The 14,654-nt window shown below is 46.7% G+C and carries 7 protein-coding genes; 6 read left to right on the plus strand and 1 reads right to left on the minus strand.

The features are described 5' to 3' along the window. Positions 1–436: 436 nt before the first annotated feature. The 5 genes from AB5443_RS20590 (at position 437) to lpxA (ending at position 10,554) form a co-directional block, all read left to right on the plus strand. A complete protein-coding gene (locus AB5443_RS20590; RefSeq protein ID WP_368114246.1) occupies positions 437–3,544 on the plus strand; it encodes a glycoside hydrolase family 2 TIM barrel-domain containing protein in 3,108 nt (1,035 codons plus the stop codon). A 191-nt stretch (positions 3,545–3,735) separates the two neighbouring features. Further along, positions 3,736–4,911 carry an efflux RND transporter periplasmic adaptor subunit gene (locus AB5443_RS20595; RefSeq protein WP_022137034.1) on the plus strand — a complete coding sequence of 392 codons (1,176 nt, stop codon included), beginning with the start codon at positions 3,736–3,738 and terminating at the stop codon, positions 4,909–4,911. Positions 4,912–4,927: 16 nt separating this feature from the next. Further along, positions 4,928–8,362, plus strand: coding sequence for an efflux RND transporter permease subunit (locus AB5443_RS20600; protein WP_368114245.1), 3,435 nt, complete (start codon positions 4,928–4,930; stop codon positions 8,360–8,362). A gap of 11 nt (positions 8,363–8,373) precedes the next feature. Further along, complete coding sequence (locus tag AB5443_RS20605; protein WP_044653302.1) at positions 8,374–9,759, plus strand: TolC family protein; 1,386 nt, start codon at positions 8,374–8,376, stop codon at positions 9,757–9,759. A gap of 24 nt (positions 9,760–9,783) precedes the next feature. Beyond that, positions 9,784–10,554, plus strand: coding sequence for an acyl-ACP--UDP-N-acetylglucosamine O-acyltransferase (gene lpxA / locus AB5443_RS20610; protein ID WP_022137037.1), 771 nt, complete (start codon positions 9,784–9,786; stop codon positions 10,552–10,554). Between the two features lie 92 nt (positions 10,555–10,646). Here the strand turns inward: lpxA and AB5443_RS20615 are convergent, their stop codons facing one another. After that, positions 10,647–11,288, minus strand: a complete 642-nt coding sequence (locus AB5443_RS20615) for a carbohydrate-binding family 9-like protein (RefSeq protein ID WP_022137038.1) — start codon at positions 11,286–11,288, stop codon at positions 10,647–10,649. Positions 11,289–11,399: 111 nt separating this feature from the next. Here AB5443_RS20615 and AB5443_RS20620 point away from each other — a divergent pair. Continuing rightward, positions 11,400–14,654: two-component regulator propeller domain-containing protein (locus tag AB5443_RS20620; protein WP_368119634.1), on the plus strand; the 3,255-nt coding region annotated here is incomplete at its 3' end.

Raw genomic sequence — 14,654 nt, forward strand, 5'->3', positions numbered from 1 at the left:
TCGATGAAAAGGGGCTTTTTTGAAGGACTGAAAGCTGAAAGCTGTTTTTCACTTTTATTATTTAGTAGTAGAATTGACCGGAACAAGTATTACACTCAAGGGTCGCATTGTCTATCCGCCCATGAGAAATAAGATAATTGGAGAGTTCCTCTAATTTCGCCCTATTAATATCGGTCAACATATCGACTAGCATATCGGTCAACTGAACGTTTTTATCGGCCACAACATTCTCACTTTCCACCTTATTCATTTTATTACACCGAATAATAGTAATAGATTGATTACCCGCTTCATCGTTGATAATAAGTATAGATTAATACCGACAACATGCTTAATTTATTAAAAACTAGCCTTAATTGAATGATTTTTTGCCCTTCCCTCATTAAAATAATCCTTATCTTTGGCTCCCGAAATTCAAACCTAATACAAAAAACCCATGAAGAAACAACTACTCTCCTGCTGCTTGGCTGCATTGGGACTGACAGCGATTCAAGCGCAAAGCTTCAATGAGTGGAAAGACCCGGAAGTGAATTCCGTAAACCGCTCCGCTATGCACACTAATTACTTTGCTTACGCATCGGCTGATGAAGCTAAGGCCGGCATCAAAGAAAATTCCGCGAATTTCATGACCCTGAACGGTCTTTGGAAATTCAACTGGGTGAGACATGCCGAAGCACGTCCGACCGACTTTTACCAGACAAATTTCAATGACAAAGGATGGGACGACCTTCAAGTTCCCGGCGTATGGGAATTGAACGGCTACGGCGACCCTATCTACGTAAATGTAGGATATGCCTGGAGAAGTCAGTTCAAGAACAACCCGCCGTACGTTCCGACAGAAAACAACCACGTAGGCTCTTACCGGAAAGAAATCATCCTGCCTGCTGACTGGAAAGGAAAAGAGATTTTCGCCCACTTCGGTTCGGTCACTTCCAATATGTACCTCTGGGTGAACGGACGCTACGTAGGATATAGCGAAGACAGCAAACTGGAAGCAGAATTCAACCTGACCAACTACCTGAAACCGGGCAAGAATGTGATCGCTTTCCAGGTATTCCGCTGGTGTGACGGCAGTTATCTGGAAGATCAGGACTTCTTCCGCTACTCCGGCGTAGGACGCGACTGCTATCTTTACGCACGCGACAAAAAATATATCCAGGACATCCGTGTAACGCCTGATCTGGACAGCCAGTATAAAGACGCTACGTTGGATATTGCCGTTGACCTGAAAGGAAACGGAACTGTTACTTTAGACCTGACAGATGCCCAAGGTAACAATATAGCTACCGCCGACCTGAAAGGTTCGGGCAAACTGAACACTACACTGAATATCTCCAATCCTACCAAATGGACGGCCGAAACACCCTATCTTTATACACTGACCGCCACCCTAAAAAACGGGAACAGCACAGTAGAGGTAATTCCCGTCAAGGTTGGTTTCCGCAAGATTGAGCTGAAAGGCGGACAGATACTTGTAAACGGTCAGCCGGTACTCTTCAAGGGAGCCGACCGTCACGAAATGGATCCGGATGGCGGTTATGTGGTTTCCCTCGAACGTATGTTGCAGGACATCAAGGTAATGAAGGAACTTAATATCAACGCCGTACGTACCTGCCACTATCCGGACGACAACCGCTGGTATGACCTTTGCGACCAATATGGTATCTATGTAGTGGCTGAAGCCAACGTGGAATCCCACGGAATGGGATATGGCGACCAGACACTGGCAAAGAACCCGATCTACGCCAAAGCTCATATGGAACGCAACCAGCGTAACGTACAGCGCGGCTATAATCACCCGTCCATCATTTTCTGGTCACTGGGTAACGAAGCCGGCATGGGGCCGAACTTTGAAAAATGCTACACTTGGATCAAGAATGAGGACAAGACACGTGCCGTACAATACGAACAGGCACGCACCAGTGAATTTACAGACATCTTCTGTCCTATGTATTATGGCTATGAAGCCTGCATCAAATACTGTGAAGGCGACATTCAGAAACCGTTGATCCAATGTGAATACGCACACGCGATGGGTAACTCCCAAGGCGGATTCAAGGAATACTGGGACATCATCCGCAAGTATCCGAAATACCAGGGCGGATTTATCTGGGACTTCGTAGACCAGTCCTGCCACTGGAAAAACAAAGACGGAGTAGATATTTATGGCTACGGAGGCGACTTCAACAAATATGACGGATCGGACAACAACTTCAACGACAACGGTTTAATCAGCCCCGACCGCGTGCCTAATCCGCATGCTTACGAAGTGGCTTATTTCTATCAGGACATATGGACTACTCCCGCCGACCTCGCCAAAGGTGAAATCAACATCTTCAACGAATACTTCTTCCGTGACCTGTCGGCATACTATATGGAATGGCAGTTACTGGCAAACGGGGAAGTGGTGCAGACAGGCATCGTATCCGACCTGAAAGTAGCGCCCCAACAAACTGTAAAAGTACAACTCCCGATTGATACGAAGAATATCTGTCCTTGCAAGGAGTTGCTGCTCAATGTCAGCTATAAACTGAAAGCCGCCGAAACGCTGTTGCCGGCAGGAACTGCCATCGCTTACGAGCAGTTGAGCATCCGCGACTACAAAGCACCGGAACTCAAACTGGAAAACGTACAGGCTTCCAATCTTCCGGTTATTGTGCCCTCTATTCTGGACAACGACCGGAACTACCTGATTGTGAAAGGCGAAAACTTCTCTATGGACTTCAACAAGCACAACGGTTATCTCTGCCGTTACGACGTGAACGGAATGCAGATGATGGAAGACGGCAGCGAACTGACTCCCAACTTCTGGCGTGCGCCGACCGATAATGATTTCGGAGCAGGATTGCAACGCAAATACGCAGTATGGAAGAATCCGGAACTGAAACTTACTTCCCTGAAACACGCTGTCGAAACCGACCAGGCTGTGGTTCGCGCAGAATATGACATGAAGTCGGTAGGCGGAAAATTATTCCTCACTTATACCATTAATAATAAGGGAGCAGTGAAAGTCACCCAGAGAATGGAAGCTGACAAGAGCAAGAAGGTTTCTGAAATGTTCCGCTTCGGTATGCAGATGCGTATGCCTGTCAACTTCAACGAGGTAGAATATTACGGACGTGGCCCGGTAGAGAACTATTCCGACCGTAACCACGGTGCCAAACTTGGCAAATACCGCCAGACGGTAGAAGAACAGTTCTATCCGTATATCCGTCCGCAGGAAACAGGAACAAAGACCGACATCCGTTGGTGGAGACTACTGAACATCGGTGGCAACGGCTTGCAGTTCGTTTCTGAAGCTCCGTTCTCCGCTTCTGCACTGAACTATACCATCGAATCACTGGATGACGGCGACGCTAAAGACCAGCGCCACTCACCGGAAGTTGAAAAAGCAAACTTTACAAACTTCTGCATTGACAAGGTACAGACAGGACTGGCATGCGTCAACAGTTGGGGAGCTATACCACTTGAAAAGTATCGCCTTCCCTATCAGGATTATGAATTCAGTTTCATAATGACACCCGTATCTCATAAACTGAAGTAATGAAGTAAAAAACATAGTTAAAAAACACGGTATCAGAGTACAAGAATACCGAATTTAAAGTACTTTTGCAGCCGGAAACTGATTTAATGGAATTAGTTTCCGGCTTTTATTCCTTAAATCCCCCCTCTATACAAGAGAATGACACACGTGCAACAAAACGCATAATTTTAAAAAACAGATAAATAAGAAGTATGAAAAGTAGAATTGTTTTATTTGCATTTTGCTTAGCCCTTCTCTCCAGTTGCGGCAATAAGGGCAATGACACGGGAAAAGCCCCGGAATATGCAGTACAAGAGTTACAAAAGTCAACTGCAAATCTAACGACAGCTTATCCGGCTACCATTAAAGGTAAACAAGACGTAGAAATCCGCCCGCAGGTTTCCGGTTTCATCACCAAATTGTGTGTAGACGAAGGGGCAAGCGTGCGCAAAGGACAAGTTTTGTTCATCGTTGACCCCACCCAATACGAAGCGGCGGTACGCACAGCCAAAGCAGCAGTTGCAACGGCAGAAGCAGCCGTACGTACCCAGCAGATCACAGTGGACAACAAACGTGAACTGAACAAAAAGAACATCATCAGTGACTATGACCTGTCAATGGCTGAAAACACATTGGCACAGTCTCAGGCACAACTGGCACAAGCCCAGGCACAGTTGACCACCGCTCAACAAAACCTCTCTTTCACGCAGGTGAAGAGTCCTTCTGACGGTGTAATCAACGATATTCCTTATCGCCTGGGAGCATTGGTCAGCCCTTCCATCGCTACTCCGATGACTACCGTTTCTGAAATCGAAGAGGTATACGTATATTTCTCTATGACAGAAAAAGAGTTGTTGGCCATGACAAAGTCAGGAAGCACTATCAAAGAAGAAATCAGCAAAATACCGGCCATTAAGTTACAGTTGATTGACGGTACCGAATACAGCATTGAAGGTAAAGTAGACGCCATCACAGGGGTTATCGACCAGAGTACCGGTTCTGTAAGCATGCGCGCTATCTTCCCGAACAAGGAACACATCCTGCGCAGCGGCGGTACGGCAAACGTGCTGATTCCATACACGATGGATAATGTTATCAGCATCCCGCAGTCTGCAACTCAAGAAATCCAAGACAAGAAGTTCGTTTACGTCCTGCAACCGGACAATACGGTGAAATATACGGAAATCGGTATCTTCAACCTGGATAACGGAAAAGATTATCTCGTTACTTCCGGTTTGAACGCAGGAGACAAAATCGTTATCGAAGGCGTACAGACTTTGAAGGACGGCCAGACTATACAACCTATCACACCCGCCCAGAAAGAAGCGAACTATCAACAGCATTTGAAAGACCAACGCGAAGGAAATTTAGCTACTGCTTTCAATTAATAACTTAGATAACCGTATGAAATTAGATAATTTTATTAACCGTCCGGTACTATCAACCGTTATTTCCATCTTGATAGTCATTCTGGGTGCCATCGGACTGGCAACACTGCCTATCACCCAGTATCCGGACATCGCGCCCCCTACCGTGTCGGTAAGGGCGACTTATACGGGTGCAAGCGCATCAACCGTATTGAACTCCGTGATCGCTCCGCTTGAGGAACAAATCAACGGTGTGGAAAATATGATGTATATGACCTCTAACGCATCCAATACGGGTGCCGGTGATATATCCATCTATTTTAAACAGGGAACAGACCCGGACATGGCTGCCGTCAACGTGCAGAACCGTGTATCCATGGCACAGGGATTGCTTCCTGCTGAAGTTACCAAAGTCGGCGTGACAACACAGAAACGCCAGACTTCCATGCTGGTGGTATTCTCCCTTTACGACGAAACCGATACATACACGGAAGCATTTATCGAGAACTACGCAAAAATCAACCTGATTCCGCAAGTCCAGCGTGTGCCGGGTGTAGGTGACGCCTCTGTGATGGGGCAGGACTACTCCATGCGAATCTGGTTGCGTCCGGATGTAATGGCACAATACAAGCTCGTTCCGGGCGACGTATCCGCAGCCTTGGCAGAACAGAATGTGGAAGCTGCTCCGGGACAATTCGGTGAACGCAGTAACCAGACTTTCCAATACACCATCCGTTACAAAGGACGTCTGCAACAGCCGGAAGAGTTCGAGAATATCGTCATCAAGTCTTTGCCCGACGGTGAAGTGCTCCGCCTGAACGATATCGCCGAAATCCAGTTAGACCGTTTGGGATACAACTTTACCAACCGTGTAAACGGTCATAAGGCCGTAACCTGTATCGTTTATCAGATGGCGGGAACGAACGCTACACAGACTATCAGTGACATCCAGGTACTATTGGATGAAGCGTCCAAATCACTGCCTGCCGGCTTGAAGATAAACGTTTCCATGAATGCCAACGACTTCTTGTTCGCTTCTATCCATGAGGTATTGAAAACATTGATTGAGGCATTTATACTGGTATTTATCGTAGTATACATCTTCTTGCAGGACTTACGTTCCACATTGATTCCGACTATTGCCATTCCGGTAGCCCTTATCGGTACATTCTTCGTATTGTCTTTAGTAGGATTCAGTTTGAACTTGCTGACGTTATGCGCGCTTGTGCTCGCCATTGCGATTGTGGTCGACGACGCCATTGTGGTCGTCGAGGGTGTACATGCCAAGCTTGACCAGGGCTACACTTCCGCCCGTCTGGCTTCCATTGACGCGATGAACGAGTTGGGTGGCGCTATCGTATCTATTACACTGGTCATGATGGCTGTGTTCGTTCCGGTAAGTTTCATGGGTGGAACGGCAGGAACATTCTACCGCCAGTTCGGTATGACAATGGCCATCGCTATCGGTCTGTCCGCCTTGAACGCCTTGACATTAAGTCCCGCCTTGTGTGCCGTTCTTCTGAAACCGCACAAGAAGGAAGGGGAAGATTCCGAGGAGGTTCCGCCTTTGAAAGAGCGTATGAAAACTGCTTATAAGGCAGCTCATACAACGATGATAAAAAGATATACCGAGGCTATCGGAAAGATGTTGCATCCGGGAATTACGCTTACATTCATACTTATTGCCATTCTCGGTATGATTTTCGGACTTTTCAATATCAATCCGGTAATTACTGCCATCTTCATACTTCTCAGTATCTTGGCACTCATCGGAATGAGCACGGATAAATTCAAGAACAGGTTCAACGATACGTATGAATCTATCCTGAAACGGTATAAGAAGCGTGTACTGTTCTTCATCCAGAAGAAGTGGTTGTCCATGGGACTGGTCGTTGCTTCCATCGTATTGCTTATGTTCTTCATGAACACCACTCCGACAGGTATGGTGCCGAACGAAGATACCGGTACGCTGATGGGAGCCGTAACTTTGCCGCCGGGCACATCACAAGACCACTCGGAAGAGATTCTCGCACGTGTAGACAGCCTGATTGCCGCCGACCCTGCCGTGGCTTCACGCACATTGATTTCCGGTTTCAGTTTCATCGGTGGACAGGGACCGTCCTACGGTTCTTTCATCATCAAGCTGAAAGACTGGGACGAACGTTCGATGATACAGAACTCCGACGTCGTAGTAGGTTCCTTATATATGCGTGCACAAAAAATCATCAAGGAAGCACAGGTATTGTTCTTTGCTCCGCCGATGATTCCGGGTTATTCGGCATCTACAGATATCGAGGTGAACATGCAGGATAAGACGGGTGGCGACCTGAACAAGTTCTTCGACGTAGTCAACGACTATACGGCCGCACTAGAAGCCCGTCCTGAAATCAACTCGGCAAAGACAACGTTCAACCCGAACTTCCCGCAATATATGATTGACATTGACGCGGCGGCTTGTAAGAAAGCAGGCATCAGCCCGAGTGACATCCTTACTACCATGCAGGGATATTACGGCGGTCTGTATGCATCCAACTTCAACCGTTTCGGTAAGATGTACCGTGTAATGATTCAGGCAGACCCGTTATCGCGTAAGAATATGGAATCGCTGAAGAATATCAAGGTGCGCAACAATGCCGGCGAAATGGCTCCTATCGCCCAATTCATTACTATTGATAAAGTATATGGGCCGGATATCATCAGCCGTTTCAACCTTTACACTTCCATGAAAGTGATGGTAGCTCCTGCCAGTGGTTATACATCCGGACAGGCACTGACTGCATTGGCGGAAGTAGCTGCCCAGAATCTTCCGGCAGGTTATACCTACGAACTGGGTGGTATGGCACGTGAAGAGGCACAGAGCAGTGGAAGCGCTACCGGATTGATTTTCATCCTCTGCTTCGTATTCGTTTACCTGTTGCTGAGTGCACAGTATGAAAGCTACATACTTCCGTTGGCGGTATTGCTGTCAGTTCCGTTCGGTCTGCTGGGCAGCTTCCTGTTCGTGAACGGAGTAAGTGCCATCGGTAATATCTCGATGTTGAAGATGATTCTCGGCACGATGTCCAACAACATCTACATGCAGATTGCGTTAATCATGTTGATGGGTCTGTTGGCGAAGAACGCCATCCTGATTGTAGAGTTCGCCCTCGACCGTCGTAAGATGGGTATGAGCATTACATGGGCAGCCGTACTGGGTGCCGGTGCCCGTCTCCGTCCTATCCTGATGACATCTTTGGCGATGGTAGTCGGACTGCTTCCGTTGATGTTTGCCTTCGGTGTAGGTGCTCATGGTAACCGTACACTGGGTACTGCTTCTATCGGCGGTATGTTAATCGGTATGATTTGTCAGATTTTCATCGTTCCTGCGCTGTTCGTAATCTTCCAGTACTTGCAAGAGAAGGTGAAACCGATGGAATGGGAAGATATTGACAATACGGATGCCGTAACTGAGATTGAACAATACGCTAAATAATGAAATTCGATATGAAGAAACAGATTCTATATATGTTGTGCGCAACTGCTCTCCTGAGCAGTTGCCACATCTATAAGTCGTATGACAGACCCGAAGACGTTACAACCTCCGGCCTGTATCGTGATCCGGTAGCGGAGAATGATACACTGGTGTCGGATACCGCCAACTTCGGTAACCTGCCGTGGAGAGAAGTCTTCACCGACCCGCAACTCCAGTCTCTCATCGAAACGGGACTGAAACAAAACACTGACCTCTTGTCAGCCGCCCAGAATGTGAAAGCGGCGGAAGCGTCCCTGATGTCGGCACGCCTGGCTTATGCCCCGTCATTGGGATTGTCTCCGCAAGGGACAATCAGCAGCTTTGACAAGAACGCAGCTACAAAAACGTACTCATTGCCTGTGACAGCCAGTTGGCAGGTCGATTTGTTCGGCCAGTTGCTGAACTCCAAACGAAATGCGCAGGTTACCCTGAAGCAGGTGAAGGCTTACCGTCAGGCAGTACAGACACAGGTTATCTCCAATGTCGCCAATATGTATTATACATTAATGATGTTAGATCGCCAGTTGGAAATAACCAAGGCTACGGCTGAAATCCTGAAAAAGAACGCGGAAACGATGGAAGCGATGAAAGAAGCTGCCATGTACAATATCAACTCGGCAGGAGTTGAACAAAGCAAGGCTGCTTATGCACAGGTACTTGCCAGTATTCCGGGTATCGAACAGAGCATCCGCGAAACGGAAAATGCCCTGTCCACCTTCCTGGGAGAAGCTCCCCACGCCATCAAGCGTGGTGTATTGGAAGCACAAGTACTTCCCACGGAACTTTCCGCAGGCATACCTATCCAGTTGTTATCCAACCGTCCGGACGTAAAAGCTGCCGAGATGTCTTTGGCAAGCTGCTATTATAATACAAACTCGGCACGTGCCGCTTTCTATCCGCAGATTACACTTAGCGGTTCGGCAGGATGGACAAACAGTGCCGGAAGCGCGATAATCAATCCGGGCAAGCTGTTGGCTTCCGCCATCGGTTCACTGACTCAGCCGCTCTTCTACCGCGGCCAGAATATCGCCCGCCTGAAAGCTGCCAAAGCTCAGGAAGAACAGGCGAAGCTCTCCTTCCAGCAAGCACTGTTGAATGCCGGAAGTGAAGTCAGCAATGCGCTAAGTTTATACCAAAAGACCAGTGAAAAGGTGGAATCCCGCCGGATGCAGGTAGAATCTGCCAAAAAAGCTTCGGAAGATACAAAAGAATTGTTTAACTTAGGGACTTCAACCTATCTGGAAGTACTGTCTGCACAACAGTCATACCTGAGCGCGCAAATCTCTCAGGTTTCCGATTGTTTTGACCAAATGCAGGCTGTAGTAAGCCTTTATCAGGCATTGGGTGGTGGAAGATAAGAATAACTTTAAACTTATACTATTATGATTAGTCCGTTAGCTTACGTAGACCCCGAAGCAAAACTAGGCAAGAACGTAACTGTCCTGCCGTTTGCCTACATCGAAAAGAATGTGGAAATCGGAGATGACTGTGTCATCATGTCTTATGCCAGTATCCTGCAAGGTACTAAAATGGGAAAAGGAAACAAAGTACATCAAAATGCTGTCCTGGGAGCGGAACCGCAAGATTTCCACTATACGGGAGAAGAGAGCAGCCTGATTATCGGGGATAACAATGATATTCGTGAAAATGTAGTTATCAGCCGCGCCACTTTTGCCGGAAACGCTACTAAAATAGGGAACGGCAACTACCTGATGGATAAAGTGCATCTATGCCATGACGTGCAGATTAACAACAACTGCGTGGTAGGTATCGGTACCACTATCGCAGGAGAATGTACACTGGACGATTGCGTTATCCTGAGCGGTAACGTCACTCTGCATCAATACTGCCACATCGGCAGCTGGACGCTTGTACAAAGCGGATGCCGTATATCCAAAGATGTACCGCCATATGTCATCATGTCCGGAAATCCGGTGGCATACCACGGAGTGAACGCCGTAGTTCTGTCACAACATCGCAACACGTCGGAAAGAATCCTGCGTCACATTGCCAATGCTTACCGCCTGATTTATCAAGGCAATTTCAGCGTTCAGGATGCGGTACAGAAGATTATCGACCAAGTGCCGATGAGCGAGGAAATCGAAACAATCGTAAACTTCGTGAAGAACTCGGAAAGAGGTATTGTGAAATAAACAAAGTTACTATCTATAAAGGAAAGGGTGATGCAAAAGAAAAGCGTCACCCTTCTTTTTTACAGATGGATGACGCATTATCGTTAAGATGACTATTCAAATTCCAGTGTACCGAAGAAATCGGGACGATGGAAGTCCGGCTGTTCAATCTCTATCGGATTCCATGAAAGGAAATGAGGAGTTTTTAATTCGTCACCACATTTGTAGAAATTAGCTTTTATCTCCTTTCCATCGAGTGAATCAATCTGATGCTTGAAGAATACAGCATAAGGGATAATCAGGGCGACTTCCCAATTAGTCTCTTCAACGCGTTCTTCAAAAGGCGCATTGCCCAAACTAGACCAGCGTTGTACAAGTGCTGTCACGTCCTTCGGAGCATGCTCGCGACCGTTGCGGGCAGGTCCGACACCAATCAGGATCGTTCCGATACAGTTACACTCTATATTATAATAGATTCCGTCACCCGCCGGTATGGAGAAAAATTCCACACAAGAATCTGTCCATACAGAACCGTTATCCTCGCTATACCTGGCACGTACACTCTCTTCTTTTACCTTGAAATGCAATAAAATAGAGTCCTGCGTGTGAGCTATGCGGAAATTTACTTTGGGTTTGTAAGGATATTCAGCCCAGTTGACGCACTGAATGGGTTGAAAATCAATTTTTTCTTCATCGAATAATTTAGGAAGCGAGCAAGCCTCCACGTTAGCCGCACTAATTTTCTTTACTTTCATATATCTTTCGTTTGAATGATACAAATATAGTTACTTTCTTCTAATAAGGTTCACAGAAATGAAATAAAAACGATATATTTGCCAATAGTAATACCTTAAAAGAACGAATTAGTGAGAAAAATAACTCTTTTATTTCTGCTATTTTTAAGCGTAGCCGCCGTCCACACACAAGGTCAGAATATTACTTTCAGTCATTTGACCACGGATGACGGTCTTTCACAGTTCTCTGTCAACAGCTTATATATCGACGAGCGGGGAATAATATGGATAGGTACACGCGAGGGGCTCAACCGCTATAACGGTAATGATATTAAAAGTTTTAAACTTAAAAAGAACGACCCGAACAGCCTGTTCAGCAATACGGTGCTGCGCATCACGGGAAACAAAAACGGGAAAGTATATCTTCTCTGCACCGACGGTGTGGCGGAGTTTGATTTGACTACCCAACGGTTCAAGACATTGCTTCAGGGTAATGTGGACGCCATTTACTATAACGAGAAATTGTATATCGGCAAGAGAGAGGAAGTATTTGTGTACAACGAAAGCACAGGGAACTTCGACCTTTTCTATCACCTTGCCGGAAAAGACATCACTTTATCCTGCCTTCACCTGGACGAAAAGAAGAATCTTTGGATGGGAACCACCAGCAATGGCGTTTACTGCCTTTCGGAGAGTAAGGCGATTTCACAACCTGTCACGAAAGGGAATATCACCAGTATCTATGAGGATTCTTCGAAAGAATTATGGATAGGTAGCTGGGAAGAAGGACTTTACCGTATCAAAACAGACGGTTCCATCGAGAATTTCCGCCATGACCCGAAAAACGCAAACAGTCTCTGTTCCGACTTCGTAAGAAGTTTTTGTGAAGACAATTCAGGTAATCTATGGATAGGTACGTTCCACGGACTGAACCGCTACGAGAAAAGTACAGGCAATTTCCAACTCTATATGGCCGATGCCGGTAAACCGGACGGACTCACCCACTCTTCCATTTGGTGTATTGTCAAAGACGAACAGGGAACGCTTTGGCTGGGGACCTATTTCGGCGGAGTCAATTACTTCAATCCTGAATATGAGATCTATACCCGCTACAAGGTGGGTGACACCGAAAAAGAAGGTCTGAGCAGCCCCATCGTCGGAAGAATGACGGAAGATAAGGACGGCAACCTGTGGATTTGTACCGAAGGCGGCGGGGTAAACGTATACAACCGCAAAGACAACACGTACCGGTGGTATCGCCACGAAGAAGGAAAGAACAGTATTTCGCACAACAATGTAAAAGCAATCTATTACGACCGGGCTAATGAAATCATGTGGATTGGCACGCATCTTGGCGGATTGAATAAGCTCGACCTACGGACGAATCGTTTCACAGTCTACCGCATGAAAGCGGGCGACCCTACTTCGTTACCATCAGATATTGTGCGTGACATTGTGCCATACAAGGACAAACTGGTTATCGCTACACAGAATGGTGTCACCCTGTTCGACCCGGCAGCAGGCACTTGCCGGCAACTCTTCAAGGAAACCAAAGCAGGAAGAGACATCAGCATGGTAGCAAGTCTCTGTTTCGACAAAGACGGCACGTTATGGATTGCAGCTACCGGAGAAGGGGTTTATTCCTACTGCTTCGATACCAATACGCTCACCAATTACACACATAACCCGGCTATTCCGAATAGTCTCAGCAACAACAATATCAACAATATCATGCAGGATAGCAACGGGAACTTATGGTTCTCGACTTCCGGCAGCGGACTGGACCGTTACCGCAAAGAGAGCAATGATTTCGAGAACTTCGATGTGCAGAAAGACGGTTTGTCAAGTGATTGTATTTACGAAGTGCTCGAATCATCCATCCAGAAAGGAGACTTGTTATTGATTACCAATCAAGGATTCTCGCAGTTCGACTATCCAAGCAAGAAGTTCTACAATTACGGTACGGAAAACGGATTCCCACTGACTGCTGTCAATGAGAACGCACTGTTCGTCACGCACGATGGAGAAGTATTCTTAGGCGGTATTCAGGGAATGATTTCTTTCTGGGAAAAGAAACTGCATTTTACCCCGAAATCCTATAATATCATCCTTTCCCGCCTGATAGTCAACGGCAGGGAAGTAGTACCCGGCGATGAAACCGGAATTCTGGAACAGTCTATCTGCCACACGCCTGAGATTAGCCTGAAAGCGAACCAGTCGATGTTTACCATCGAATATGCCACTTCCAACTTTATCCCTGCCAACAGGGATGAAATCCTCTATCGCCTGGAAGGTTTCTCCAACGAATGGAATCATACATACCGCAAGCAGACGCTCATCACTTATACAAATCTGAATCCGGGCAAGTACACGCTTGTCATCAAATCACAACGGGACGGAATCAAAGAAGCCAGACTTCTCGTTATTGTACTTCCACCGTGGTATGAGACATGGTGGGCTTACCTGATTTATACCATTGTCACCATCAGCCTGCTATGGTTCCTTATTCAGAACTACAATTCGCGAATCAAACTCCGCGAGTCCCTGAAATATGAAAAGAAACATATCGAAGACCTCGAAGCGCTGAACCAGTCGAAACTGCGTTTCTTTACAAACATCTCGCATGAATTCCGCACGCCGCTAACGCTTATCGTGGGACAGGTGGAAACTTTGCTGCAAGTACAGACGTTCACTCCTAATATATATAATAAGGTATTGGGAATCTATAAGAACAGTCTCCAGTTGCGGGAACTGATTACGGAACTGCTCGATTTCCGCAAACAGGAGCAAGGGCATATGAAGATTAAGGTAAGCAAGCACAACCTGGTGGATTTCCTGTACGAGAATTATCTGCTCTTCCTTGAATACGCAAGCAGCAAGCAAATTAATTTCAAGTTCAACAAGCAGAAAGATGACATTGAAGTCTGGTATGACCAAAAGCAGATGCAGAAGGTCATCAACAATCTATTGTCCAATGCATTGAAACATACGAAAGAGGAAGATACCATTTCCATCAACGTTTCGCAGGAGCAAGACCAGGCCGTCATCGAAATAAAGGATACCGGTACGGGTATCGCCGCTGCGGAAATTGACAAAATCTTCGACCGGTTCTATCAGACCGAACTTCTGAACTCACTGAATACCGGAGCCGGAACAGGCATCGGACTGGCTCTGACAAAAGGTATCATCGAACTTCATCACGGTACCATCCGTGTGGAAAGCGAACCGGGCAAGGGAAGCAGCTTCATTATCACTCTGAAACTGGGCAAACAGCATTTTGCCGAAGAACAGATAGCACAAAGTGATACCGACACTACCATCCAGGAGCCGGAAGCGTTCGTTCCTTCAGCAGAAATCCTGTCGGAATCGGAATGGAAAGAGGAAGAT

Source organism: Bacteroides sp. RTP21281st1_H5_RTP21281_210402, assembly GCF_040918965.1.
Taxonomy (GTDB): domain Bacteria; phylum Bacteroidota; class Bacteroidia; order Bacteroidales; family Bacteroidaceae; genus Bacteroides; species Bacteroides congonensis.